Genomic DNA, 25,955 nt, shown 5'->3' on the forward strand with positions numbered 1-25,955 from the left:
CTAAGCGCGCAAGACAGTTATTCATTTGCAGGAACAAGCATGTCGATGTGCTGCGGCAGGACTTGAATCACCGCGGGCGTATGTGTATAAACTTCTCCATCCATATCAGCCTTTTTGACCGTATCTGTTTCAATTTCGATACGGGAGGCCTGAATATAAGACAGCTCTCCGGAAAAACGGTCAATTGTGCCCTGTTCCATGCTCATCAGCTCCCGCAATGCAGTCAGGCTGGTGTTGCGGCAGATGAGGATATCGAGTAAGCCGTCTTCTATACTGGCATCAGGCAGAGGAATTCGATTCGTTCCAATGTATTGGCCGTTCATAACGAGCAGCATAACGGCTTCTTCTTTAATTTCTTCTCCGTCAATTGTTAATGTCATTGGAAATGATGCAGCAGATGAGACGCTTCGTAAAGCACTAGTAAAATAGCTGATTTTTCCCAATAATGCTTTTTCCGTTTCGTTAATTTGATTTGACGTTTCTGTAATCAAGCCGATCCCCCAGAAATTTAAAAAGTAGCGGTCATTCATCTGACATACGTCTATGCGTGTTTTTTTTCCTGACACAAGTGCTTCTGCCGCTTTTGCGAGGTTTTGAGGGATGCCGAGCACTCTCGAAAAGTCATTGCAAGTGCCGCCTGGCAAAATCCCGACTGCTGGCCTTTTTTCTAAAGCACTGATGCCGTTTATGCATTGATGGACCGTGCCGTCGCCGCCGAGAATAAAGACGGTGCCGACAGTATCATCAATGGATTGGCAAAAATGATAGGCGTCGTCTTCTTGCTTTGTCTGTTTAATGATCACCTCATCTAAAGATTGTGATAATACCGGCACCACAGTCCCTAATGCTTTTTCTATATTTTTGTTGCCGGCATTTCCGTTATGAATCAGTAATGCTTTCCGGTGGCTCATAAAAACTGCTCCTTTATTTTTACATCTGGTAATATCATCCCCTTTTTCTCTCAGCAGTAAACGGAAAGCGAAAAAAGTGCACGGCCAAGCAATGTCATTTGCCGATATGGGCGTTTCCTTGCTATCATAGGAACAGATGATGAAAAAGGAGAGGTCTTCATTGAATATGGACTTTAATTTATTTATGAATGATATTGTCCGCCAGGCGAGACAAGAAATTACAGCTGCCGGATACACTGAGCTGAAAACAGCTGAAGAGGTGGATGAGGCACTTGCGAAAAAAGGCACGACGTTAGTCATGGTAAACTCTGTTTGCGGATGCGCCGGAGGAATTGCGAGACCTGCAGCATACCATTCGGTTCACTATGATAAAAGACCTGATCAGCTCGTTACCGTTTTTGCCGGACAGGATAAAGAAGCGACAGCGCGAGCGCGTGACTATTTTGAAGGTTACCCGCCATCTTCTCCGTCCTTTGCGATTTTGAAAGACGGAAAAATCATGAAAATGGTAGAGCGCCATGAAATTGAAGGCCATGAACCGATGGCGGTTGTGGCAAAGCTGCAAGAAGCCTTTGAAGAATATTGTGAAGAAGTATAAGACGAAAAACCCGGAGCCTTTTAGGCACCCGGGTTTTTTTATGCATAAAATTCCAGATGAACATGAATAAATATTAAGAGATTATACAATTTTATTGTACAATGAATCTATTTTTATCTCGTATGATCAAAAAAGAGAGCACTAGAAAAATAAGCTTGAAGATAATTTTTAAAAATAGTATTGCATAAAAATAAGAAACTGTTTAAAATACAAATTAACGAATAAATATTCAAACACACTAAACGTAATGAATATGGGGGAAATGGATCATGAAAAAATGGCTCTTATTACTTGTGGCTGCCTGCATCACTTTAGCACTATCCGCTTGCGGGTCAAGCAACTCTGGTTCAGGTGAAGGCAAGAAAAAAATTATAATGGGCACTTCGGCGGATTACAAACCGTTTGAATATAAAGAAGGCGATAATATTGTCGGCTTTGATGTGGATTTGGCAAAAGCGCTTGCGAAGAAGACTGGGTATGAAATTGAAGTTCAGGATATGGACTTCAACAGCTTAATCACAGCGCTGAAATCAAAACAGGTGGATCTGGTTCTGTCAGGAATGACACCGACGCCTGATCGTAAAAAACAAGTTGATTTTTCCGATGTGTATTACACAGCGAACCATATGATTGTCAGCAAAAAAGACAGCGGCATTTCATCTCTGAAAGACCTGAAAGGAAAAACAGTCGGCGTTCAGCTGGGTTCTATTCAGGAAGAGAAGGGGAAACAGCTTTCTGCGGAATATGGTTTTAAAACAGAAGACCGCAACAGAATTTCCGATCTGGTACAGGAAATCAAATCAGACCGCTTTGATGCCGCGATTATCGAAGACATGGTAGCAGAAGGGTATTTCAAATCAAATGACGACCTGCAAGGGTTTGTAATTCCTGATGCGAAAGCGGAGGAAGCCGGCTCAGCGATTGCTTTCAGAAAAGATAGTCAACTGACAGACAAATTCAATAAAGCACTCAAGGAAATGAAAGAGAACGGAGAGCTTGAGAAATTGAAGAAGAAATGGTTCACTGGCGAGAAGTAAAAAAAGCGGCTCAACTTTTTTCGTTGAGCCTTTTTATTGAATAGGAAAATCTTTTTTCCTGTAAGAAAAGGAGACAAAGACTATGAATTTGGATTTTACAGCAACGATCCCCCAAATTCCTTTTATATTAGAAGGCTTGGCAATTACGTTGAAAATTGTCATTGTATCAGCCATTATCGGACTTATATTGGGTATTGTGCTAAGCTTATGCAAGATCAGCACGTTTCGTCCGCTGATCTGGATCGCTGATTTTTATACATCAGTGTTCCGCGGTACACCTTTAGTGCTGCAGCTTATGATTGTCTATTTCGGGCTTCCTCAGCTGCTCGGCTTTCAAATTGACCAGTTTTGGGCTGCGGTTGTTGCACTGTCATTGAATTCCGCCGCTTATGTATCGGAAATTATCAGAGCCGGAATCAATGCCATTGATAAAGGGCAAAAAGAGGCGGCTGTCGCACTGGGTGTCCCATACGGCAAAATGATGAAGGATCTGCTTTTGCCGCAGGCCTTCAAAAATATATCACCTGCAATTGTGAATGAATTAATTACGTTAACAAAAGAATCGGCGATCGTCACTGTCATCGGGCTTGGTGATGTTATGAGACGCGCATATCAAGCTGGCGCAGCCACTTATAATTACCTTGAGCCGCTCATTATCGCCGGATTGATTTATTATGTGCTTGTCCTGATTTTAACGTTTATCGGCAAGGCTGTAGAAAGGAAGCTGAAATCCAATGATTAAGGTTGAAAAGCTGTCAAAATCATTTGGGAAACACGAAGTATTAAAACATATATCAACAACGATCGCTGAAGGTGAAGTTGTTGCCGTAATCGGTCCCTCTGGCTCAGGCAAATCAACATTTCTTCGCTGTTTAAACCTGTTGGAAAAGCCTAACGGCGGAACCATTACAATCAAAGATAAGGAGATCACGAAGCCGAAAACCAACACATTAAAAGTCCGGGAAAACATCGGAATGGTTTTTCAGCATTTTCATCTTTTTCCGCACAAAACGGTTCTCGAAAACATCATGTACGCGCCTGTCAATGTCAAAAAGGAGCCAAAACAGACTGCACAGGAAAAAGCCGAAGAGCTGCTCCGCAAAGTCGGTTTGTTCGAAAAGAGAAATGACTATCCAAACCGTTTATCAGGCGGGCAAAAACAGCGTGTCGCCATCGCCCGGGCTCTTGCGATGAATCCGGACATCATGCTGTTTGACGAGCCGACCTCTGCACTTGATCCGGAGATGGTCAAAGAAGTGCTCCAGGTGATGAAAGAGCTGGTCGAAACCGGCATGACTATGGTGATTGTCACGCATGAAATGGGCTTCGCAAAAGAAGTGGCAGACCGAGTGCTGTTTATGGATCAAGGAACGATTGTCGAGGACGGCAATCCGAAAGAATTTTTTCTTGCGCCAAAATCCAAAAGAGCGCAGGACTTTTTAGAGAAAATATTATAGAATATAGAAAAAAGAAGAAGGCTGATGGCTTCTTCTTTTTTATTGAAGAAACAAATAGAAATGGAGTCCGACATGTTTAAAATTGGTTACCGCACAATAAAGACAGCGCTTGGAACGGCTTTGGCTATTTATCTAAGCCAGCTATTGCATTTGCAAAACTTCGCTTCAGCAGGAATCATCACCATTTTGTGCATTCAAATCACACAAAAACGGTCGCTTCAGGCGTCATGGGCCCGCTTTGCGGCATGCTGTCTGGCAATTGTTTTTTCTTATCTCTTTTTCGAGCTGATTGGCTATCATCCGTTTGTGATCGGAGCCCTTCTCTTGATATTCATTCCGATAACGGTCCTGTTAAAAATTAACGAGGGAATTGTCACCAGTTCCGTTATTATCCTTCATTTATACATGTCCGGCGGCATTACGCCTGCGTTCATTTGGAATGAATTTCAGCTGATTACGGTTGGCATCGGTGTCGCTCTATTGATGAACTTGTATATGCCGAGCCTGGACCGGAAGCTGATTGCCTATCGAAAAAAAATAGAGGATAACTTCGCTGTCATTTTCGCAGAAATAGAGCGGTATTTGTTAACTGGTGAGCAAGATTGGAGCGGAAAAGAAATTCCGGAAACGCACCGGCTCATTTCGGAGGCGAAAAACCTGGCATACCGAGATGTGCAAAACCACATTCTGCGCTACGAAAACCAGCATTATCATTATTTTAAAATGAGAGAAAAGCAATTTGAAATTATCGAACGCCTTCTTCCTAAAGTGACTTCGATCTCGATTACGGTAGATCAGGGGAAAATGATCGCTGAATTTATTCACGATTTGCGGGAAGCGATACACCCGGGAAACACGGCGTACAAATTTTTGAAAAGACTTGCTGACATGAGAAAAGAATTTGAAGAGATGCCGCTTCCGGCGACTAGAGAAGAATTTGAAGCACGAGCCGCTCTCTTCCATCTTCTCGGGGAAATGGAACAATATCTAGTCATCAAAAGTTATTTCAAAGGAATAAAAGCACAAAAATCACTCGCATGATTCGCATGAGCTCCTCCTTCATTGGTCAACCTAATGAAAAAGGAGGAGCTCATGCGTTTTTTCTTATATTCGATTTTTATGATGATGATTTCACCGATTTGGCCGCTTGGCGAAAACCCGCTTCCGGGCGATCCGTATGTCATTGTCAACAAGAGAACAAACGAACTGGCTGTCATCCTCGACAATAAAGTAGAAGGCGTGTATAGCGTGGCGACCGGAAAAACAGGCGATCTGACCCCTGAAGGAGAATTTTCGGTAACGGTAAAAGCGGCGAATCCTTACTACAGAAAGAAAAATATTGAAGGGGGAGCTCCTGACAACCCGCTTGGGGCAAGATGGATCGGCTTTGACGCGAAAGGAACAGACGGCCGGATTTACGGAATTCATGGGACGAACCGGGAAGAATCAATAGGGAAATTTGTGTCTAACGGCTGTGTCCGTATGCATAATGATGATGTCGTTCATCTGTTTCAAATGCTTCCGGTGGGGACGAGAGTGCTGATTACGGACGACTCCCGCTCTTTTGAAGAGGTTGCTATCGAGCATAAAGCTTTGATAAAAAAGCAGGATGTTCCTATTCAATAAGGCCCGCCTGCTTTTTTATCGTTAGAAAAACATAACGATTCCTGAGAGTACAGTTGAAAGAATAAAAACTCCCAAAATCACGATCAAAACGCTTTTCATCAGTTTTTGAGACATGATTTCACTCCTTAGACAATCTGTTTATATTTTAGCGTGTTTTGAATGGGCGGACAAGCGATATCTATTTGGAAAGCAGGGATGAAAATGAACAGGCTTGACCATATTGGGATAGCTGTTTTTTCGATAGAGGAAGCAAGAAACTTTTATGAGAATATACTGGGGCTTACATTTCTTCATCAAGAAACGGTGGAAGAGCAAAAGGTGAATGTCGCTTTTTTTCAAGCAGGAAGAGTCAAACTGGAGCTGATAGAGCCGCTGACAGCTGACAGCCCCGTCTGTTTATTTTTAGAGAGGAAAGGGCAGGGGCTGCATCATATTGCGTTTTTGTGCAACGGCCTATCTGAACAGCTTCAAGCATTGTCTGACCGGAAAGTTCAATTGGTCGACCGGTATCCGAGGCAGGGAGCAAACGGGAAAAAGATCGCTTTTCTTTCTCCGCGGGAAACAAACGGCGTTCTTGTAGAGCTTTGTGAACCGAAAGGAGACCAGCACAATGAACATGAATGAGCATATTGATCATTTATACACGAAACGCAGGCAGGCAGAAGAAGGCGGAGGACAGGAAAAGATGGCCCAGCAGCGGCAAAAAGGAAAGCTTGCTGCTCGGGAAAGGATTGCATTTCTTCTGGATCAGGACAGCTTTATCGAGTTGCATCCCTTCATGGAAAGTCAAGTGTTAACAAGAGAGCAGCGCATATTAGGGGATGGAGTCGTGACAGGATACGGTACAATTGACGGCCGCCCAGTTTATGTATTTGCGCAAGACTTCACAGTGTTCGGCGGAGCGCTTGGCGAAACCCATGCCAAGAAAATCTGCGCTCTGATGGATCTGGCGGCAAAAAATAAGGCGCCGATTATCGGACTGAATGACTCAGGTGGTGCGAGAATTCAAGAGGGTGTGGTATCATTAGATGGATACGGTCACATATTTTACCGAAACGTCTTATATTCCGGAGTCATTCCGCAGATCTCGGTTATTTTAGGACCGTGTGCTGGAGGCGCTGTATATTCTCCGGCACTCACAGATTTTATTTTTATGGCTGAGCAGACCGGCCGAATGTTTATTACAGGGCCGAAAGTGATTGAAAAAGTGACAGGAGAACAGGTTGATGCGGAGAGCTTAGGCGGAGCGGGAATACATAATGCCGTCAGCGGAAACGCCCACTTTTCCGGACATACGGAGAAGGAGGTTCTGACAGGGGTGAGAAAACTGCTGTCTTATTTGCCGCTGAATGGCCGGAAAACAGCGCCAAAGCCAGAGAAAGAGGCCTCCAGACCGTTATTCAACCGTCTCGTGCCCGCTGACACAACAAAGCCGTATGATGTTCGGACGGTGATTAAGGAGCTGGCTGATCCGCAGTCTTTTTTTGAGATTCAGCCGTTTTTTGCGAAAAACATTGTCATCGGATTTGCCAAGCTGGGTGAAAAAACGATCGGCATTATTGCGAGCCAGCCGAAGCATCTGGCGGGCAGCCTGACGATTGACGCTGCTGATAAAGCGGCAAGATTCATCCGTTTTTGCGACGCCTTTGATATACCGCTGCTGACTGTCGAGGATGTTCCGGGATTTCTGCCCGGTGTACAGCAGGAGCATAACGGAATTATCAGGCACGGAGCAAAATTATTGTTCGCCTATGCAGAAGCGACCGTCCCAAAAGTCACGCTCATTATCAGAAAAGCGTACGGCGGCGCCTATGTCGCTATGAACAGCAAAGCAATCGGAGCGGATTTTGTGTTTGCGTGGCCGAATGCTGAAATCGCAGTGATGGGTTCAGAAGGCGCGGCATCTATTTTGTATGAAAAGGAAATAAAAGCTTCGGCAGACCCGCAAAAGACAAAGCGCGAAAAATCAGCTGAATACAAAAAGCAAAACGCCGGCCCATACAAAGCGGCGGCCTGCGGAATGGTCGATGACATCATTTTGCCGGAAGAATCAAGGAAAAGACTGATTCAAGCTTTCCACATGCTTGCACATAAGACAGAAGAGAGACCGAAAAAAAAGCACGGTAACATACCGCTTTAATATGGAGGGACTTACAAATGGTGAATGAAAAACGCCTGCTGGAAGAATTTTTAGAACTTGTCCAAATTGACTCAGAAACAAAACACGAAGCAGAAATCTGCAAAGTGCTGAAACAAAAATTTTCTGATTTAGGTGTGGACGTAAAAGAAGACGATACAATGGATATCACTGGCCACGGAGCCGGTAACCTGATCTGTACATTAAAAGGGACAGCACAAACAGATACGATCTATTTTACATCTCACATGGACACAGTTGTACCCGGAAACGGCGTAAAACCGGTTGTTGAGGAAGGTTATGTCAAAACAGACGGCACGACGATTTTAGGCGCTGATGATAAAGCGGGACTGGCTGCAATGTTTGAAGCGATTAAAGTGCTGAAAGAAGAAAACATTGCACACGGCACCATTGAATTCATCATCACAGTAGGGGAAGAATCAGGTCTGATCGGAGCAAAGGCGCTTGACCGTTCTCTGATTACTGCATCCTACGGCTATGCCCTTGATTCAGACGGAAAAGTCGGAAATATCATTGTAGCCGCACCGACACAGGCGAAAGTAAGAGCGGCAATTTTCGGGAAAACCGCACACGCCGGGGTTGAACCTGAAAAAGGCATTTCAGCCATTACAATCGCTAGCAAAGCAATTTCAAAAATGCCATTGGGCCGCATCGATGAAGAAACAACAGCAAATATCGGCCGGTTCGAAGGCGGCACACAAACAAACATTGTGTGTGACGAAGTCCATATTCTTGCTGAAGCTCGTTCTTTAGTTCCTGAGAAAATGGAAGCTCAGACCCAAAAAATGAAAGCTGCTTTTGAAGAGGCCGCTGCCGAGATGGGCGGACGCGCAGAAGTCGAAATTGAAGTCATGTACCCGGGCTTCAAATATCAGGACGGCGACCAAGTTGTTGAAATCGCGAAAAAAGCGGCTGCTAAAATCGGCCGTCCGAGCGAACTGCAAACAAGCGGCGGAGGAAGCGACGCGAACGTGATTGCAGGTCATGGCATCCCGACGGTTAACCTTGCTGTTGGTTACGAGCAAATTCATACAAAGAATGAAAAAATGCCTGTCGAGGAACTCGTTAAAACGGCAGAAATGGTTGTCGCCATTATTGAAGAGGCGGCAAAATAAAAAAGGAAAACCCGAGTGCGCTCGCGCGCATCGGGTTTTTTCTTGCATTCAGTGCCGTTGTCTAAGCGGCCAAAATAACACGTCCTGTTTTTTAGCGAAATGAAGCAAGGGGTCTGCCTCTGGCAACGTAATGCCGTGAGCATCTGTCACCGTATTGACTGAAATTTCCGCTTCGGCATGCTGCAGCAGCCAAGGATGATGATGAATGTCTTCGTAAAAGAGCTTGCTGCGGTAAGTGGTGTAGAGTCTGTATCGTTCCGTCAGCCAATAATCGAGCGAATCCTGTTCTGCTGTAAAAGGAGCAGAAACAGGCCGGTACGCGGCGCAGAAAGCTGCTTCTCCGCCGTCTCTCCGCTTGCTGACATAGTCAATGCCATCACCGTTTTTGTCAGCTTTCATATCCGCGTAAAAATAAGGTAAATGAAAGAACGTACGAGCGCCCAGAACCGCCAGCCGATGATCAGCATCTAAACTGAAAAAATAAATGCCGGGCTTGCCTTTATACGTGACATAGGTGCGGAGGTTAAGCTCGGGAAACGTACGCGCACCGGGAATGGCAGGAAGATAACGCGCTCTCAGGTTTGTGAGCATAAAGGGAAGCATGCTTATCCAAGCTTGTCCGTTATATGTATCTAATTCTAAAACCGGCGGAATCATAGCCCGAAGGATCGAAACATCAACAGGCCAGTGGGCAAATAAGACATCGTTCCATGTTTGTCTCATGATCCAGATTCCCTCAGGCACAGAAATATTTTTTTGCTGAAAGCTTTCCGTCACGTATATCTTCCTTTCAGTTGGATGTGAATAAAGGTATTCCCTATTTTCTTCTTTTTAAAACGATACGTCTTTTAGCCGCGACAGAAAAGGGTGCGATGAAACAAAAAAACACCCCCGGCTTTTCATCGGGGGTGTTTCATTATTTCACCGGCTCAGTAAGAGCGGCGTCTTTTTTACTTTTATGGTGGGTCAGCTGCAGGACAACATTTTGCACTGTCAGAAACAGTCCGCTTGTGAACCAGTACAGCGGAAGCGCTGCGGGAACATTAAGCGAGAAAATCGTCATCATCACAGGGAAGATGAACACCATTAGTTTTGCAGATTGCTGTGCCGCAGGGTTTTGCGGGACAGCGGAATATTTCGCGCTCAGTTTTTGAGCGACATAGGCTTGAATAAAGTACATTGCACCCGCACTAAGAGACACGAGAATGTCAGATTGTCCTAAACTGAACCATAGAAACGAGTGTGACGCAATTTCGGGTGTGGAGCGAATCGCATAATAAAACCCAATCACAATAGGAAACTGAATCAGCATTGGGAGACATCCCATGGCAAGCGGATTAATGTTGTGCTCCTGATACAGCTTCATCATTTCCATTTGCAGTTCTTTTTGCTTTTCAGGGTCCTTCGTCTTTTTCAACTTGGCCTGAATGCTGTCAACCTGAGGTTTAATAACGGCCATTTTCTCTTGGAACATGCGCTGTTTTTTAAACTGATTGACAAACAAAGGCAGTACAACCACACGCACAATAATAGTGACGAGAATAATAGAGAGTCCGTATTCTCCGTGAAAGAACCCGGCAACCCCCTTAAGCAGAGCAGAAAACGGTTCGATTAAATAGTCGTGGAAAAAACCAACGTTGCTGAGGCCTCCCACCTGATTTGTCGCCGCAAACGCAGCATTACCCGAGCATAATACGATGAAAAAGACACCCATAGCCAAAAGTTTTTGATATGTTTTTATCAATTTGTTCTCCTCCTTTTTATAAATGCGGTTTATAAAAGAAGAGGACTGGCGTCTTCATCATCGTTCACAGGTGAATTCATGCGGAAGACTTTACGTATCCAAGTTGTAATGCGATGATATATAATAATAAGAAAGTCTGTTCGGTTAATATGAAAGACCGTCTGATGTTCATCAGTTCGTTTAGATTTCCATTGCTCGCCGGCACGGCACTCGCGTAAGAGGAATGCAATCCCGATTGCCGTCAGAGCAGGAAGAATAATTGTGAAAAAATCGACTAAGAATAAAACGTCATTTATCGATTCCACAAACATTGTAATCACATCCATTCAATACCTTCATTTTACTATATGTACAAGCCGTTGTCTAATGAACGAAAAGGAGATTTATTTATGCCGGGAAAGGGCCGAATTATTTTCCATATTGATATGAATAGCTTCTACGCATCGGTGGAAATGGCATATGATCCGGCTCTCCGGGGGAAGCCGGTCGCAGTAGCGGGAAACGTAAAGGAGCGCAAGGGAATCGTGGTGACATGCAGCTACGAAGCGAGAGCGCGCGGCGTGAAAACAACGATGCCGGTTTGGGAAGCGAAACGCAATTGTCCGGAGCTTATTGTTCTTCCGCCGAACTTTGACCGCTATAGAAGCTCTTCAAGAGCGATGTTTAACATCCTCCGTGAATACACTGAGCTGGTTGAGCCTGTCTCCATCGACGAAGGCTATATGGACATGACTGATACACCATACAGCAGCCGCGCGTTGGAGACGGCAAAAGAAATCCAAAGCAGGCTGCAAAAAGAGCTGCTGCTTCCGTCAAGCATAGGGATCGCGCCGAATAAATTTCTCGCTAAGATGGCGTCTGACATGAAAAAGCCGCTTGGCATCACAGTTTTAAGAAAGAGACAGGTGCCTGATATCCTTTGGCCGCTTCCGGTGGGAGAGATGCACGGAGTTGGCAAAAAGACAGCGGAAAAGCTGAAGGGACTCGGTATTCATACGATTGGAGAGTTAGCGGCCGCTGATGAGAACTCGCTGAAACGCCTGCTTGGCATCAACGGTCCGCGCCTTAAAAATAAAGCAAACGGCATCCACCATGCGCCGGTTGATCCTGAGCGCATTTACGAATTTAAAAGCGTCGGCAACTCATCGACACTTTCGCATGATTCCAGTGATGAAGAAGAGCTGCTAGGCGTTTTCAGAAAGCTTGCCGCTTCCGTTAGCGACCGCTTACAGCGCAAGGAAGTCATGGCTTCGAAGCTTTTTATCATGATTAGATATGCAGATTGGAAAACCATCACAAGAAGTATAACGCTGAAAAATCCGATCGATCAAAAAAATGACATTATGAATGAAGCGGAGAATCTCTTTTTTAAGCATTGGAATAAAAATCCCGTCAGGCTGCTCGGCATTACCGGAACGGATTTAGTAGAAAAAGAGCAGGCCTATAAGCAGCTCGATTTGTTCAGCTTTAATGAAGATGCGAAGGATGAGCCCATTCAGCAGATGATGGAAAAGCTGAATGAAAAATACGGCTCCAAGCTGATCAGAAAAGGGGCAAGGATCAAAAAAGAGGAAAGCAAAACGAAAGGAACAAGCTTTAACAAAGATTTCTTTCAGGATGAAAAGAAAAGCTGAATCGCTTGAAAAAAAGGGTCAAAGTATGGTAATTTCTTTATTATAAATATCATTTTATTTTAATTTAAATTTTAAAATGATGAAACGTTTTCAGAAGGGACGTTAGAATATGTCAAAACAACAAATCGGCGTTATCGGGCTTGCGGTCATGGGTAAAAATCTGGCTTTAAATATCGAAAGCCGGGGATTTTCTGTTTCTGTTTACAACAGATCAAGCAGTAAGACTGAGGAGTTTTTGCAGGAGGCAAAAGGAAAAAATGTTGTTGGCACATACAGCATTGAAGAGTTTGTCCAATCCTTGGAAACACCGCGCAAAATCTTATTAATGGTTAAAGCGGGAACTGCAACAGATGCGACAATTCAATCTCTTCTTCCTCATCTAGAGAAGGATGATATTTTAATTGACGGCGGAAATACATACTATAAAGATACACAGCGCCGTAACAAAGAACTCGCTGAAAGCGGCATTCATTTTATTGGTACAGGCGTTTCCGGCGGAGAAGAAGGAGCGCTTAAAGGGCCTTCTATCATGCCTGGCGGACAAAAAGAAGCACATGAGCTTGTGAAGCCGATTCTTGAAGCGATTTCTGCAAAAGTTGACGGAGAACCTTGTACGACATATATCGGTCCAGACGGTGCAGGCCATTATGTAAAAATGGTCCACAACGGCATTGAATACGGAGACATGCAGCTGATTTCTGAATCTTACTTCATTTTGAAACAAGTGTTAGGGCTTTCAGCTGATGAGCTTCATGAAGTCTTCGCTGAATGGAATAAAGGCGAGCTTGACAGCTATCTGATTGAGATTACGGCGGATATCTTCACGAAAAAAGACGAAGAGACAGGCAAACCGCTTGTTGATGTGATTCTTGACAAAGCAGGACAAAAAGGAACAGGAAAATGGACAAGCCAAAGCGCGCTTGATTTAGGTGTTCCGCTGCCAATTATTACAGAGTCGGTTTTCGCGCGCTTTATCTCAGCTATGAAGGAAGAGCGTGTGAAAGCGAGCGGCCTTCTTTCAGGACCGGAAGTGAAGCCTGTTACAGAAAATAAAGAAGAGCTGATTGAGGCAGTCAGAAAAGCGCTGTTCATGAGTAAAATCTGTTCTTACGCGCAAGGATTTGCCCAAATGAAAGCTGCTTCTGAAGAATATAACTGGGATCTGAAATATGGCGAAATCGCTATGATCTTCCGCGGCGGCTGTATCATCCGTGCGGCGTTCCTTCAAAAGATTAAAGAAGCTTACGATCGCGAACCTGAGCTTGATAATCTTCTTCTTGACAGCTACTTCAAAAATATTGTAGAAAGCTATCAAGGAGCGCTTCGCCAAGTGATTTCACTTGCAGTAGCGCAAGGTGTGCCGGTGCCGTCGTTCTCAAGCGCATTGGCTTACTATGACAGCTACCGCACAGCCGTGCTTCCAGCAAATTTAATTCAAGCGCAGCGTGACTATTTTGGCGCCCATACTTATGAGCGTACTGATAAAGAAGGCATCTTCCATACTGAATGGATGAAGTAATGAATAGAAATCCCCGAAGCCTTAGGGCGTCGGGGATTTTGTTTTTAAATGTTCCTATGAAAAAAGCGGGAAATGCTCATGAGCATTTCCCGCTTCCGTCTTATATATTCCACCAGTGCAAGCCGTCTTTTGCCAAAAGATCATCAGATGCTTTCGGTCCCATAGAGCCTGATTCATAGTTAGGAGATAAGGTTTTGTTTGCTGCCCATGATTCAGAGATGGAGTCGACAAAGCTCCAAGAAAGGGCAACCTCATCCCAGTGTGCAAAGTTTGTTGCATCGCCAAGTAGACAATCGTGAATTAATTTTTCATATGCTTCAGGTGTATTCATCTCGTCATTGCAATTGCTGCAGTAATCCAGTTTGATTGGCTGCGCGTGTGCTGCTCCGCCAAGCTTTTTGGCATTTAAGTAAAGTGTAATGCCTTCGTCAGGCTGAATATGGATGACGAGCAAGTTCGGATTCATGTTATTTTCATTGCCGTAGTACAGGTTCATCGGAATGTCCTTAAATTGGACGACGATTTTTGTGGACTTTTCTTTCATTCGTTTTCCGGTGCGGATATAGAATGGAACACCAGCCCATCTGAAGTTATCGATCAAAAGCTTTCCTGAAACAAAGGTCTCTGTATTGGAGTCAGGATCTACATTGTCCTCGTCCGTATAAGCAGGAACCGGCAAACCGTCAATTTCACCGGCTTGATATTGCCCGCGAACAAAATACTCATCCACTTCGTGTTTTTCAATAGGGCGCAGCGCTCTCAGAACCTTCACTTTTTCGCTGCGAATTTCTTCTGTGCTTAATTTGATCGGCGGCTCCATTGCAAGCAGGGCAACCATCTGCATCATGTGGTTTTGCACCATGTCGCGCAGGGCGCCTGATTTTTCATAATATCTCGCACGGTCCTCGACGCCAAGTGATTCGCTTGATGTAATTTGAATGTTTGAGATGTAGCGGTTTGTCCAAAGCGGTTCGAAAATCGCATTGGCAAATCGAATCACTTCAATGTTTTGAACCATTTGTTTGCCTAGATAATGGTCGATTCTGTAAATTTGGTCTTCTGTAAACGCTTGGCGGATCTCCTTGTTCAATGCCTGTGCGCTTGGCAGGTCATGGCCAAACGGCTTTTCAATGACAAGGCGCGACCAGCCTGTTGTTGCTGTAACACCTTCTGATTTTAGTGTTTTTGCAATTGTCCCGAAGAATTCAGGAGCCATTGCCAGGTAGAACATTCTATTGTTTGGAATTTGATATGTATCTTCCAGCTGATTAAGCAATACGTTAAGCTCTTGATAAGAGCTTGGGTTTGTCACGTCAAACGGGTGATAGTAAAAATGGGACGTGAAATCATCTATATGTTTATCTGCAGATGAGGAGATGGATGTTTTAACGGTTTGGCGAAGTTCCTCATTAGACCAAGGTCTTCTTCCAACTCCTACGACTGCAAACTCTTCTCCGATTTGTCCGTTTTGGTATAAACGGTGGATAGACGGATACAGTTTTCGTTTTGCTAAATCTCCAGTTGCACCGAATATGACAATTACTGCTTTTGGCTGTTGGCTTGTTTTCACTAAAAGTACCTCACTTTATTCGAAGCTTTATTTTAGTACACCCCGTATATTTCCTTCATTTTAAATCTAAAATTCGACGAAAGCAAACATTTCAGCCCATTTTTTGCTGAACGACGTAAAAATGTTTCTAGAACAAAAGGATTGTTCCTTTCAAGGGTAAGATTCACATTTTGCGCATGATCCTGTATTCTTGTAGGTAACTAGTTCTAGTAGGAGGAAGGAAACGTGGAATTACTTTTTTTAGGGACGGGAGCCGGCATTCCCGCTAAGGCGAGAAATGTAACGTCGGTGGCATTAAAATTGCTTGAAGAAAGGCGTTCGGTATGGCTGTTTGACTGCGGGGAAGCCACACAGCATCAAATTTTACATACAACGATTAAACCTCGTAAAATTGAAAAAATCTTCATTACCCACATGCACGGCGATCATGTATACGGGCTTCCGGGACTTCTGGGGAGCCGTTCTTTTCAAGGCGGAGAGGACGAGCTGACAGTGTACGGCCCTAAAGGGATTAAGGCGTTTATTGAAACAAGCCTTGCTGTCACGAAAACCCATTTGACATATCCGCTTGTGATCAAGGAAATCGAAGAAGGCATCGTGTTTGAAGACGATCAGTTTATGGTCACAGCAGCATCTGTTATTCATGGAGTAGAAGCGTTCGGGTATCGTGTGCAGGAAAAAGACGTACAAGGCTCCTTAAAGGCGGAGTTATTGAAAGAAATGAACATCCCGCCCGGGCCTGTGTACCAAAGAATCAAAAAAGGCGGAACGGTAACGCTTGAAGACGGGCGCATCATCAATGGGAATGATTTTCTGGAGCCTCCTAAAAAGGGAAGGGCTGTAGTGTTTTCCGGAGATACGAGAGTAAGTGACAAACTAAAAGAGCTTGCGAGAGATTGTGATGTGCTTGTTCATGAAGCGACCTTTGCTAAGGAAGATCGGAAACTTGCTTATGCTTATTTTCACAGTACAACAGAACAGGCGGCTGTAACAGCGAAGGAAGCCGGGGCGAAGCAGCTTATTTTAACCCATATCAGCGCCAGATATCAGGGGGATGCCTCTTTGGAGCTTCAAAAAGAAGCAGCTGAGGTTTTCCCAAACTGCGTGGCGGCTTATGATTTCTTAGAGGTAAACGTCCCGCGAAGCTGAAGGAAAAGCTCTTATTTGACAATTTGTGTTGACGTTGTATAATAAAACGTAATTATTACGCTTTGTGAGAGGATGTTCATGATGAGAGTTAATGTTACTTTAGCTTGTACTGAAACGGGAGACCGAAATTACATCACAACAAAAAACAAACGCACCAATCCAGACCGTTTAGAGCTGAAAAAATATTCACCGCGCTTAAAGAAATATACCCTTCATCGCGAAACAAAATAACATAAAAGGAGACCGGGCGATGTACACCCGGTCTTTTTATGTTAATTCACTGCCTGATAAAGAGGAGCGGCCTGCTGGCACGCTGCGCACCATACATCATAAATAGCCAAATGAACGATGTGTGGTTCATCATGATGGATGTTATGCGAGCTGTTTTTAGCTTGAATCCAGCCGCTTTGGTTAGAGAGAGACAATATGCTGCTGTGCAGGTTTTGCCACTCCTGTTCAGCAGCGAATTTTTCAGTTCGTTCACCTGATGACAACACAAGGAGAGGCATGTTTCCTAAATGGACTTGCCGCTGTTTGAGAACCTGCAGGCTTTTTGAAAACTCCGCATGTGTGCCCTCAAGCATCTTCTTTCTTGTGTATGCTTTGTGCATTTCTTCAGGAATAAAGGAGAAGTTTGCGCAATCTCCCAAAGCTGGGTCAAGGAGGACCATGCCGATAATATCACACCTGTTTTTGCAGGCCCATAAACCGGTGATCACAGCTCCGTATGAATGTGAAACAGCCAGATAAGGAGGTTTTACATCTGCTGCTTTAAGCAGACACTCCAGTTCCTTCACCTGTTGTTCAGCTGTTCGTTTAGCGCTGCTTTGTCCGCTTTTCCCTATTCCTGCGCGATCATATGTAAAGATGCCAAATTCATCATCAATGTCCGCCATTAATGGTCTCCACGTTTCAGAAGAAGTACCGTAGCCGGCCTCAAAGACAATCGTTACACCATTTGATCCTTTCCGGTGTTGCGTATGAAACGCACACCCGTCAATCGTATATGTCTTTTCCATCCAAGCTGAGTTCATTGGAGTCATCTCCTCTAATTGGTTCTACTAGGGAGACGGAGAACCTGCGCAGATCGTTTCTCTAAAATTCAAAAAAGAGATATCCGGTTGGGGATATCTCTTTTTTGGCTTACCAGCCTCTTTCGTATTGAACAGGGGCCGGAATCTCTGTATTCAGCTGTTTCGCAGCAGTTCTTGCAAAGAATGGATCCCGTAAAAGCTCTCTGCCGATGAAGATCAGATCGGCACGTTCGTTTTGCAGAATTTCTTCAGCCATTGAACCGTCTGTAATCATGCCGACAGCGCCAGTTGCCAATTCAGCCTGTTCTCGGATTTTTTCAGCAAAGCTGACCTGATAGCCAGGAAACACGTTAATGTCCGCATGAACAAGAGCGCCTGAACTGCAGTCAATTAAATCAACACCCTGCTCCTTCATCCATTTTGCAAAACCGATGTGGTCGGCGATGTCTAAGCCTTTGTCTGTATAGTCAGAAGCAGATACTCGAACAAATAGAGGGCCGTCCCACACCTGTTTAACTTCATCAATAATCTCTCTTAAGAAACGATAGCGGTTTTCTGGTGAGCCGCCGTATTCATCTGTGCGGTGGTTGGAAAGCGGAGATAAAAATTCGTGAATTAAATATCCGTGCGCCGCGTGAATTTCAATCATATCAAAGCCGGCTTCTTTTGCGCGCAGGGCCGCTTGTTTGAACTCCTGGATCGTTTCTTTTACTTTTTCTGCTGACATTTCCACAGGCGTTGCTGATTGTTCGTCAAACGCAATCGCCGATGGAGCGAAAATATCTCCTTCAAGCTCGGCTTTACGTCCGGCATGGGCAAGCTGAATGCCGATTTTTGAACCTTGTTCTTTGACCTGCTCAGTCAGTTTCGCAAAGCCTTCAATATGCTCGTCGCTCCAAATCCCTAAGTCTTGGTCAGTGATTCGTCCTTGAGGGTGAACCGCTGATGCCTCCACAATAATCAGTCCGACCTGGCCGATTGCGCGCGATATGTAATGCGCCATGTGGAACGGTGTCAATTTTCCGTCCTTTTCATGAGAAGAGTACATGCACATCGGCGACATGACAATGCGGTTTTTTAACGTCATATCTTTGATTGTAATTGGCGTGAATAATTTTCTGGCCATTTCTTTCGCCTCCCGTAAGGTTTTTAGAGGTTGATTATATCAAGTTATTTCCTTCCCGTCATATAAACTGCTCAAACGATCTATTTTTGTCAAACTTTTCTGTATAATAGACGGGGAATCATCTTATTTTTCAGATGAGAAGCGTTTTTATACATAGGAGGGGCGGAGATCGATGAATTGGCAGACGAAGGACGAATTACTGACTCTTTTAACTTCTCTTGTGCAATACGAAAGCATCACAGGCTCGAAGGGCGAGCTTGCCCTTGCAGAATATCTTTATTTCATTTTGAAGGATAAGCCTTATTTTCAAAAACATCCTGATGATGTAATACTTCATCCGATGGACGATGGCAGATTCTTTCTTACGGCTCTTGTTAAAAAGAAGAATGTCAAAAAAACAGTGCTTTTGCTGAGTCATTTTGATGTCGTGGATATAGAGGATTACGGTGAATTCAAACATATGGCTTGTAAGCCTGCTGAGCTTTTGAGCTCTTTTTTAGAGAAAAAAGAGCTGCTTCCGGAACAGGTGAAAAGAGACGCTGAAAGCGGAGACTGGCTGTTCGGGAGAGGAACGATGGATATGAAAGCGGGGCTTGCGGTTCAGCTGTCGATGCTTGAGCGGGCGATGAACGGCGAATTTGAGGGCAATTTGCTGCTGGTTACGGTTCCTGATGAGGAGGTAAATTCCAGAGGCATGATTGAAGCTGTCCCTGTATTGAAGGAGATGGAGAAAACGCATGATATTACATTAACCGCTTGCTTAAATGCTGAACCGATGTTTGAAAAATTTCCCGGCGACCAGCAGCAATATTTTTATTCGGGAAGCATTGGCAAGGTGCTAGCCGGATTTTTCTGCAAGGGGATTGAAACCCATGTCGGAGAGCCGTTTTCGGGCATCAACGCAAATTTAATGGTATCTGAGATTAACCGCTTGCTTGAACTGAATGCGGCTTATTGCGAAAAGGTTGATGGTGAAGTCACTCCGCCGCCGGTAAACTTGATGCAAAAGGACTTGAAAGAGTTGTATTCGGTTCAGACACCGCATACAGCTGTCACGTTATTTAATATGTTGTCCATGAAACGCTCGGCCAGTGAGCTGCATCAGATGCTGCTGAAAACCGCAGAACAGGCGGCCGAGGAAATCATTGCGAACATTCGGAAGAAAACACAGGATTTTCAGCAATTTGAGGCATTTACGCCGATAGAGCGCTCCGTCACTGTTTTGACATTTGCTGAGCTGATCGCGCGTGCGAAAAAGCGCGCTGGAAACTCGGAAACAGAGCGGGTTATGAATGATGCCTTTGCCGACAGGGGAGATCTTGGAGACAGGGATTTTTCGACCAAAATGGTGTCTGAGCTTGCTTCGCTTTGTAAGGAGGATGCGCCGCTCATTGTTCTTTTTTACAGCCCGCCGTTTTATCCGGCCGTTTCTTCAAAGGAGGATCAATTGATTAGAAATACAGCTGAGCAGCTTATGCATTATGCGGCTGACAGATATGGCATTGCGCTGCGGGAGGTTCAGTACTTCCCTGGACTTTCAGACTTAAGCTATCTTCAGCTGGAAAAGCAGGAGGTCGACGCGTACACAAGCAATATGCCGCTCTTTAACAGAGGATATTCACTGCCAAGCGGCAAAGGCCAGACTTTATATGTCCCGGTTTTAAATGTAGGTCCGGCTGGAAAAGACCCGCACAAATGGACGGAAAGACTGTATGTGCCTTATTCCTTTGAAGTGCTTCCCGACCTGCTTTCATTTACGATCTCTGCGCTATTCAAACAATCAGAAACAGCGGATCAGCTGTTGTAGGAAAAAGAAAAGACAGAAGACCCTGTGCCTTCTGTCTAACGCCTCTCTAATGCCGCTCCGGCAAACTGCTCTTTGATTTCCGCGCTCCGTTTAGCGGTTTCTTCAATACAGTGAATAATCGCTTCTTCAAAGCGGGAGTCCTGTAAAGCCCGAAGGCCTGCCTCTGTGGTGCCCCCCGGACTCGTGATTTCCTTGCGAAGCTGTGCGGGCTGTTTGCCGCTTTGAAGGAGCATATCTGTTGCCCCTGCCATTGTCTGCAAAATGAGTGCTTTTGCCGTTTCCTGATCCAAACCTACTTTTTGCGCCGCTTTTTCCATTGCCTCAATATAACGGTACACGTAGGCTGGACCGCTTCCGGCGATCGCCGTGACTGCATCAAGCTGTCGTTCCTCAACCAGTGTGGCATCACCGATTGTTTCCAATAAAGCTGTTGCGTCGAGAATATCATCCTGGCTTGCTTCCGTGCTTACGGAAAAACCGGTTGCTGATTTTCTGATCGCTGCTGATGTATTAGGCATGACGCGAATAACCGCGAGCTTTTTGCCAAAATAATGCTGAATTGTTTCAATGGTAAGACCTGCAAGCACTGAAATCACAAGCTGGTTCTTGATATACGGACGGATGCTGTCAATGCTTTCCGCCGCGTCCTTAGGCTTAAAAGCGAGAATAATAATGTCGGTTTGAGAGAAAAACTCATGTTTATCTCTGCATGGACGCACGCCGTACGTTCCCTTTAATTCAAGCAGACGCTCGTCATTTGAGCGGTTTGTGATATAGATATGTTCCGGCTTTGTAATGCCGCTTTGCAAAAAACCGTTAATCATTGCTTCTGCCATGGACCCGGCGCCGACAAATCCTATTTTTTTCATTGATATCCTCCTTTATCAGAACAACAAAAAACCCTTTCATCTCGTAAAGGACGAAAAGGTTCGCGGTACCACCCTTATTAACACAGATTGTGCTCAGTCAAATCCCTTAACGCGGGAAACGTTTAGGTTTTCCTAACCGCGACTTGAAGGCAGGTTCACAAACAAGCGGGCCGCCATACCTTTCAGCCGGGGATATCGCTCTCTTTGGCCATTGCCTCGTATCCTATTCCTCGTCATAGCGTTCCAATTGTTCTCGTTTTAGTTTGTTGTTCATTATGCAATGGCGGACAAGCTAATGTCAATAGCTTTTTTAAAAAGGGCCGTTCTCATTCAGCAATAATGACACAAGACTGAGAAAAAGCTAAAATATGAATAATGAATGAAGACAAGGAGCGAAAGGATGACAACTGCAGATGTAATTGCGATCCGCGTCCCGACCCCATTTGCGGTCGGTGATGTTCTCGTTTATCTAGTAAAAGGCGAGGCGCTGACATTGATCGATGCCGGGCCGAATACAAAGGAGGCTGTCAAAGCCCTTCAAGAGCAGCTTGCCGCTGTAGATGTGGAATTGTCAGATATCGAGCAGGTTGTACTGACTCACCATCACGCTGATCATGCAGGCTTGCTTGATGTCTTTTCTGATGAAATCGAAGTGATTGGACATCCGTTCAACGAACCTTATATCAGCCGAAACCAAGCTTTTATGGATTGGCAAAAACGTTTTTTTCAAAAACTGCTGCCCGAATTAGGCGTTCCTTTTGATGCGGGTAAGGAGGAAAAGCTCATTCGGTCTGCGTACGCATTTTCGTGTACAAGATCCTTGACGAAAACAGTCAGAGAAGGCATGAGCATTGATGGGCTTCAGGGCTGGTCTGTTTTGGAGATGCCCGGGCATGCCGAATCGCATATCGTGCTTTTCCATGAAAAAAGCGGGCGAATGCTTGGCGGCGATCTTCTGCTTGCCAACAGCTCATCTAATCCGATTCTGGAAGCGCCGAAAACAGGAGACATAAGGTCAAGGCCTTTAGTGGATTATCAGCGGTCATTGAAAAGACTGTCTGAACTTGATCCGGCAATTGTGTTTCCGGGTCACGGTGAGATCATCACCAGCGTACAGGAGCTGATTGAGAAGCGGGTTGACAAGCAGAGAAACAGGACGGAGGATGTGCGGCGCATGCTGGAAGAAAAGCCGATGACTGCTTTTCAAGTCTGCCAGCAGCTTTTTCCAGCTGTGTATGAAAAGGAATTATTTTTAACGATGTCAGAAACGGCGGGGCATCTTGATGTGCTGGAGAGTGAAGGAGCCATCACATCATATCAGGAAGGAAATACTGCATACTTTAAAACAATGAAGAGGTGAAATGGGTGAAACAATTAGCGGGAAAGCGAATTTGGATAACCGGTGCTTCCGGAGGGCTCGGTGAAAGAATCGCATACTTATGCGCGGCTGAAGGAGCCCATGTCCTGCTGTCAGCAAGACGTGAGGACCGTTTGGCAGAAATCAAAAGGAAAATAACCGAGGAATGGAGCGGACAGTGTGAGATTTTCCCGCTGGATGTTGGACGTCTAGAGGAGGTTGCTTTTGTCCGCGATCAGATCGGACCGGTTGATGTGCTGATCAACAATGCGGGCTTCGGTATATTTGAAACGGTTTTAGACTCGACACTGGATGACATGAAAGCGATGTTTGATGTGAATGTCTTCGGCCTGATCGCCTGTACAAAAGCTGTGCTTCCGCAAATGCTTGAGAAAAAAAGGGGCCATATCATCAATATCGCTTCTCAAGCAGGGAAAATTGCAACACCGAAGTCGAGCCTTTATTCCGCGACAAAACATGCCGTGCTCGGCTACTCAAACGCTTTGCGGATGGAGCTTTCGGGAACAGGCATTTATGTGACAACAGTCAATCCGGGACCGATTCAGACGGACTTTTTTTCCATTGCTGATAAAGGCGGGGACTACGTCGATAATATCAGCCGCTGGATGCTTGATCCCGATGACGTGGCAGCTCACATTACAGCTGCAATTTTCACCAACAAACGGGAAATCAACCTTCCGCGCTTAATGAATGCCGGCACCAAGCTGTATCAGCTGTTCCCTGCTCTCGTTGAAAAGCTGGCAGGACGCGTATTTATGAAAAAATAACGCTGGAACTGCCTGCGACGTGATGGCTTGTTGGCATGCTCACAGGCAGTTTGATAGAGAAAGGGAGAAATCATTAAGATGTCGATCAATCAAGAAGCCCTTCATGCTCTGCTCAAAGATCCGTTCATTCAGAAATTGATTGACGCAGAGCCTGTTTTCTGGGCAAACCCTGGGAAGAAAGAGGGACCGTTATTCCATGCGGATGAGTGGGAACGGGAGATAGCTGAGGCGGAAAAAAGGCTGCGGCGGTTTGCTCCTTACATTGCCGAGGTGTTTCCTGAGACGAAAGATGCCAAAGGAATGATTGAGTCTCCGCTTTTAGAAATGCAGTATATGAAGGAAAAGCTGGAAGCGGCATATCAGCAGCGATTGCCGGGAAAATGGCTTTTAAAGTGCGACCACGAGCTTCCGATTTCAGGCTCGATTAAAGCGCGGGGCGGGATTTATGAAGTATTAAAGCATGCAGAAATGCTGGCGCTTCAGGAAGGAATGCTTCAGGAAACTGATGATTACCGCATTTTACAGGAAGAGCGGTTTGCCGCGTTTTTCTCTCGCTATTCGATCGCTGTCGGTTCGACTGGAAACTTGGGGTTAAGCATCGGCATGATCGGCGCCGCACTCGGATTTCGCGTGACAGTGCATATGTCTGCTGACGCTAAGCAGTGGAAAAAGGATCTCCTTCGCCAAAAGGGTGTCACTGTCATGGAGTATGAATCGGATTACAGTGAAGCGGTGAAAGAAGGCAGACGGCAGGCGGAACAAAATCCATTCTGTTATTTCATTGATGATGAACATTCCCGCCAGCTGTTTTTAGGATATGCTGTGGCAGCCAGCCGATTAAAAACGCAGCTTGACTGTATGAATATACAACCTAGTCTTGAGACGCCGCTGTTTGTCTATCTGCCGTGCGGTGTCGGCGGAGGACCGGGCGGTGTGGCATTTGGGCTGAAGCTTTTATATGGAGACCATGTTCATGTGTTTTTTGCAGAGCCGACTCATTCACCGTGTATGCTGCTGGGGCTTTATTCCGGCCTTCACGAGCAGATTTCTGTCCAGGATATCGGCCTTGATAATCGGACGGCTGCTGACGGGCTTGCAGTCGGGAGGCCGTCAGGATTTGTCGGCAAGCTCATTGAACCTCTTCTGAGCGGCTGTTATACGGTAGAGGACGATACGCTTTATACCTTGCTTCATATGCTGGCTGTATCTGAAAATCAATATTTAGAGCCCTCTGCTCTTGCGGGCATGTTCGGACCCGTTCAGCTTTTTTCGACAGAAGAGGGAAGGCGCTGCATTCGGAAACATCACATGGAACATGCCATACATGTCGTCTGGGGAACGGGAGGAAGCATGGTTCCGCCAGAAGAAATGGCCGCGTATCACCGAATCGGCGCGGATTTGCTGGAAAACGAAATAAAAAAATAAGCAGACAGTGAAAGGGTTTTCCGTTACAATCTTTGTAAGGGTTTTAACCTACAGAGAGTCAGGTGTAAACAGTGAAAAATAAAGAGCTTAATTTACATACTTTATATACACAGCACAATCGTGAGTCTTGGTCTGGTTTTGGGGGACATTTGTCGATTGCAGTTTCTGAAGAAGAAGCAAAAGCTGTGGAAGGGCTGAATGATTATCTTTCTGTCGAGGAAGTGGAGACGATTTATATCCCGCTTGTTCGCTTACTTCATTTGCATGTCAAGTCTGCCGCTGAACGCAATAAGCATGTGAATGTGTTTTTGAAGCATCCTCATTCAGCCAAAATTCCGTTTATTATCGGGATCGCCGGAAGTGTGGCCGTCGGAAAAAGCACGACGGCGCGGATCTTGCAGAAGCTGCTTTCGCGTTTGCCGGACCGCCCTAAAGTGAGCCTTATCACGACAGATGGTTTTTTATTTCCTACAGCCGAGCTGAAAAAGAAAAATATGCTGTCTAGAAAAGGGTTTCCCGAGAGCTATGACGTAAAGGCGTTGCTCGAATTTTTGAATGACTTAAAATCAGGTAAAGCCAGCGTAAAGGCCCCGGTGTATTCTCATCTTACCTATGACCGTGAGGAAGGTGTGTTCGAGGTTGTAGAACAGGCGGATATTGTGATTATTGAAGGCATTAATGTTCTTCAGTCGCCCACTTTGGAGGATGACCGGGAAAATCCGCGCATTTTTGTTTCCGATTTCTTTGATTTTTCGATTTATGTGGATGCGGAGGAAAGCCGGATTTTCACTTGGTATTTAGAGCGTTTTCGTCTGCTCCGGGAAACAGCTTTTCAAAATCCCGATTCTTATTTTCATAAATTTAAAGACTTGTCTGATCAGGAGGCTGATGAAATGGCAGCCTCGATTTGGGAGAGTGTCAACCGGCCGAACTTATATGAAAATATCCTGCCGACTAAATTCAGGTCGGATCTCATTTTGCGTAAGGGAGAGGGGCATAAGGTTGAAGAAGTGCTGGTAAGGAGAGTGTGA

General features: G+C 45.2%; 27 protein-coding genes. 18 read left to right on the top strand and 9 right to left on the bottom strand.

Going from position 1 to position 25,955, the window contains the following annotated elements; genetic code table 11:
• Positions 1-17: 17 nt before the first annotated feature.
• On the bottom strand, positions 18-911 hold the full coding sequence (locus V756_RS0113590; RefSeq protein ID WP_024715129.1) for a YegS/Rv2252/BmrU family lipid kinase: 894 nt from the start codon (positions 909-911) through the stop codon (positions 18-20).
• A 160-nt stretch (positions 912-1,071) separates the two neighbouring features.
• Between V756_RS0113590 and brxB the strand changes: the two genes are divergently transcribed.
• From brxB to V756_RS0113620, 6 genes are all read left to right on the top strand, one after another.
• Positions 1,072-1,509: a bacilliredoxin BrxB gene (gene brxB / locus V756_RS0113595; RefSeq protein WP_024715130.1), complete on the top strand. Its 438-nt coding sequence runs from the start codon at positions 1,072-1,074 to the stop codon at positions 1,507-1,509.
• 269 nt (positions 1,510-1,778) lie between these two features.
• Positions 1,779-2,546: an arginine ABC transporter substrate-binding protein ArtP gene (gene artP / locus V756_RS0113600; protein WP_024715131.1), complete on the top strand. Its 768-nt coding sequence runs from the start codon at positions 1,779-1,781 to the stop codon at positions 2,544-2,546.
• A gap of 82 nt (positions 2,547-2,628) precedes the next feature.
• Positions 2,629-3,288 (top strand): arginine ABC transporter permease ArtQ, encoded by a 660-nt coding sequence (gene artQ, locus V756_RS0113605; RefSeq protein WP_024715132.1) that lies wholly within the window; start codon positions 2,629-2,631, stop codon positions 3,286-3,288.
• Positions 3,281-4,003, top strand: coding sequence for an arginine ABC transporter ATP-binding protein ArtM (artM, locus tag V756_RS0113610; RefSeq protein WP_024715133.1), 723 nt, complete (start codon positions 3,281-3,283; stop codon positions 4,001-4,003). The genes artQ and artM overlap by 8 nt, the downstream gene beginning before the upstream one ends.
• A 72-nt stretch (positions 4,004-4,075) precedes the next feature.
• A complete protein-coding gene (locus V756_RS0113615) occupies positions 4,076-5,044 on the top strand; it encodes an aromatic acid exporter family protein (protein WP_024715134.1) in 969 nt (322 codons plus the stop codon).
• Positions 5,045-5,095: 51 nt separating this feature from the next.
• The gene (locus tag V756_RS0113620; RefSeq protein ID WP_024715135.1) at positions 5,096-5,629 is read left to right on the top strand and encodes a L,D-transpeptidase; all 534 of its coding nucleotides are present in this window, start codon (positions 5,096-5,098) and stop codon (positions 5,627-5,629) included.
• Between the two features lie 21 nt (positions 5,630-5,650).
• On the opposite strand, the gene prli42 is transcribed toward V756_RS0113620, so the two are convergent.
• Positions 5,651-5,743 carry a stressosome-associated protein Prli42 gene (gene prli42 / locus V756_RS1000000123935; protein ID WP_019258837.1) on the bottom strand — a complete coding sequence of 31 codons (93 nt, stop codon included), beginning with the start codon at positions 5,741-5,743 and terminating at the stop codon, positions 5,651-5,653.
• An 87-nt stretch (positions 5,744-5,830) separates the two neighbouring features.
• Here prli42 and mce point away from each other — a divergent pair, with 87 nt between their 5' ends.
• Genes mce through V756_RS0113640 form a run of 3 tightly spaced genes read left to right on the top strand, consistent with a single transcriptional unit; the run spans position 5,831 to position 8,902 of the window.
• Positions 5,831-6,253 carry a methylmalonyl-CoA epimerase gene (gene mce / locus V756_RS0113630; protein WP_024715136.1) on the top strand — a complete coding sequence of 141 codons (423 nt, stop codon included), beginning with the start codon at positions 5,831-5,833 and terminating at the stop codon, positions 6,251-6,253.
• Positions 6,246-7,769 (top strand): acyl-CoA carboxylase subunit beta, encoded by a 1,524-nt coding sequence (locus tag V756_RS0113635; protein ID WP_081719883.1) that lies wholly within the window; start codon positions 6,246-6,248, stop codon positions 7,767-7,769. Before mce ends, V756_RS0113635 begins: the two co-directional genes overlap by 8 nt.
• A 17-nt stretch (positions 7,770-7,786) precedes the next feature.
• Complete coding sequence (locus tag V756_RS0113640; protein WP_024715138.1) at positions 7,787-8,902, top strand: M20/M25/M40 family metallo-hydrolase; 1,116 nt, start codon at positions 7,787-7,789, stop codon at positions 8,900-8,902.
• Between the two features lie 48 nt (positions 8,903-8,950).
• Here the strand turns inward: V756_RS0113640 and V756_RS0113645 are convergent, their stop codons facing one another.
• From V756_RS0113645 to mifM, 3 genes are all read right to left on the bottom strand, one after another.
• Complete coding sequence (locus V756_RS0113645) at positions 8,951-9,679, bottom strand: YqjF family protein (protein ID WP_024715139.1); 729 nt, start codon at positions 9,677-9,679, stop codon at positions 8,951-8,953.
• A 139-nt stretch (positions 9,680-9,818) separates the two neighbouring features.
• A complete protein-coding gene (locus tag V756_RS0113650; RefSeq protein WP_024715140.1) occupies positions 9,819-10,646 on the bottom strand; it encodes a membrane protein insertase YidC in 828 nt (275 codons plus the stop codon).
• Positions 10,647-10,675: 29 nt separating this feature from the next.
• The gene (mifM, locus tag V756_RS0113655) at positions 10,676-10,963 is read right to left on the bottom strand and encodes a membrane protein insertion/folding monitor MifM (protein ID WP_081719884.1); all 288 of its coding nucleotides are present in this window, start codon (positions 10,961-10,963) and stop codon (positions 10,676-10,678) included.
• A 72-nt stretch (positions 10,964-11,035) separates the two neighbouring features.
• Between mifM and V756_RS0113660 the strand changes: the two genes are divergently transcribed.
• Positions 11,036-12,280 (top strand): DNA polymerase IV, encoded by a 1,245-nt coding sequence (locus V756_RS0113660; protein ID WP_024715142.1) that lies wholly within the window; start codon positions 11,036-11,038, stop codon positions 12,278-12,280.
• 109 nt (positions 12,281-12,389) lie between these two features.
• A complete protein-coding gene (gnd, locus tag V756_RS0113665; RefSeq protein ID WP_003230365.1) occupies positions 12,390-13,799 on the top strand; it encodes an NADP-dependent phosphogluconate dehydrogenase in 1,410 nt (469 codons plus the stop codon).
• A gap of 100 nt (positions 13,800-13,899) precedes the next feature.
• Here gnd and zwf read toward each other — a convergent pair whose 3' ends face one another.
• Positions 13,900-15,369: a glucose-6-phosphate dehydrogenase gene (gene zwf / locus V756_RS0113670; protein ID WP_024715143.1), complete on the bottom strand. Its 1,470-nt coding sequence runs from the start codon at positions 15,367-15,369 to the stop codon at positions 13,900-13,902.
• A gap of 225 nt (positions 15,370-15,594) precedes the next feature.
• On the opposite strand from zwf, the gene rnz reads away from it, so the two are divergent.
• Positions 15,595-16,518: a ribonuclease Z gene (gene rnz / locus V756_RS0113675; protein WP_024715144.1), complete on the top strand. Its 924-nt coding sequence runs from the start codon at positions 15,595-15,597 to the stop codon at positions 16,516-16,518.
• 81 nt (positions 16,519-16,599) lie between these two features.
• On the top strand, positions 16,600-16,749 hold the full coding sequence (rpmG, locus tag V756_RS0113680) for a 50S ribosomal protein L33 (RefSeq protein WP_003226511.1): 150 nt from the start codon (positions 16,600-16,602) through the stop codon (positions 16,747-16,749).
• Between the two features lie 41 nt (positions 16,750-16,790).
• Here rpmG and V756_RS0113685 read toward each other — a convergent pair whose 3' ends face one another.
• Both V756_RS0113685 and namA read right to left on the bottom strand, forming a co-directional pair.
• Positions 16,791-17,552, bottom strand: coding sequence for an alpha/beta fold hydrolase (locus tag V756_RS0113685; protein WP_024715145.1), 762 nt, complete (start codon positions 17,550-17,552; stop codon positions 16,791-16,793).
• A gap of 109 nt (positions 17,553-17,661) precedes the next feature.
• Positions 17,662-18,678: an NADPH dehydrogenase NamA gene (gene namA / locus V756_RS0113690; RefSeq protein WP_024715146.1), complete on the bottom strand. Its 1,017-nt coding sequence runs from the start codon at positions 18,676-18,678 to the stop codon at positions 17,662-17,664.
• A 172-nt stretch (positions 18,679-18,850) separates the two neighbouring features.
• Here namA and V756_RS0113695 point away from each other — a divergent pair, with 172 nt between their 5' ends.
• On the top strand, positions 18,851-20,485 hold the full coding sequence (locus V756_RS0113695; protein WP_024715147.1) for a M20/M25/M40 family metallo-hydrolase: 1,635 nt from the start codon (positions 18,851-18,853) through the stop codon (positions 20,483-20,485).
• 35 nt (positions 20,486-20,520) lie between these two features.
• Here the strand turns inward: V756_RS0113695 and proC are convergent, their stop codons facing one another.
• The gene (proC, locus tag V756_RS0113700; RefSeq protein ID WP_024715148.1) at positions 20,521-21,354 is read right to left on the bottom strand and encodes a pyrroline-5-carboxylate reductase; all 834 of its coding nucleotides are present in this window, start codon (positions 21,352-21,354) and stop codon (positions 20,521-20,523) included.
• 400 nt (positions 21,355-21,754) lie between these two features.
• On the opposite strand from proC, the gene V756_RS0113705 reads away from it, so the two are divergent.
• The 4 genes from V756_RS0113705 to coaA all read left to right on the top strand — a co-directional run bounded on the left by V756_RS0113705 (position 21,755) and on the right by coaA (position 25,955).
• Entirely contained in the window at positions 21,755-22,714 is a 960-nt protein-coding gene (locus tag V756_RS0113705) for an MBL fold metallo-hydrolase (protein WP_024715149.1), read from the top strand.
• A gap of 5 nt (positions 22,715-22,719) precedes the next feature.
• Positions 22,720-23,499 carry an SDR family NAD(P)-dependent oxidoreductase gene (locus V756_RS0113710; RefSeq protein WP_024715150.1) on the top strand — a complete coding sequence of 260 codons (780 nt, stop codon included), beginning with the start codon at positions 22,720-22,722 and terminating at the stop codon, positions 23,497-23,499.
• A 78-nt stretch (positions 23,500-23,577) separates the two neighbouring features.
• Complete coding sequence (gene dsdA, locus V756_RS0113715; RefSeq protein ID WP_024715151.1) at positions 23,578-24,924, top strand: D-serine ammonia-lyase; 1,347 nt, start codon at positions 23,578-23,580, stop codon at positions 24,922-24,924.
• Between the two features lie 71 nt (positions 24,925-24,995).
• The gene (gene coaA / locus V756_RS0113720) at positions 24,996-25,955 is read left to right on the top strand and encodes a type I pantothenate kinase (RefSeq protein ID WP_024715152.1); all 960 of its coding nucleotides are present in this window, start codon (positions 24,996-24,998) and stop codon (positions 25,953-25,955) included.

The organism is Bacillus tequilensis KCTC 13622, assembly GCF_000507145.1.
GTDB classification, from domain to species: domain Bacteria; phylum Bacillota; class Bacilli; order Bacillales; family Bacillaceae; genus Bacillus; species Bacillus tequilensis.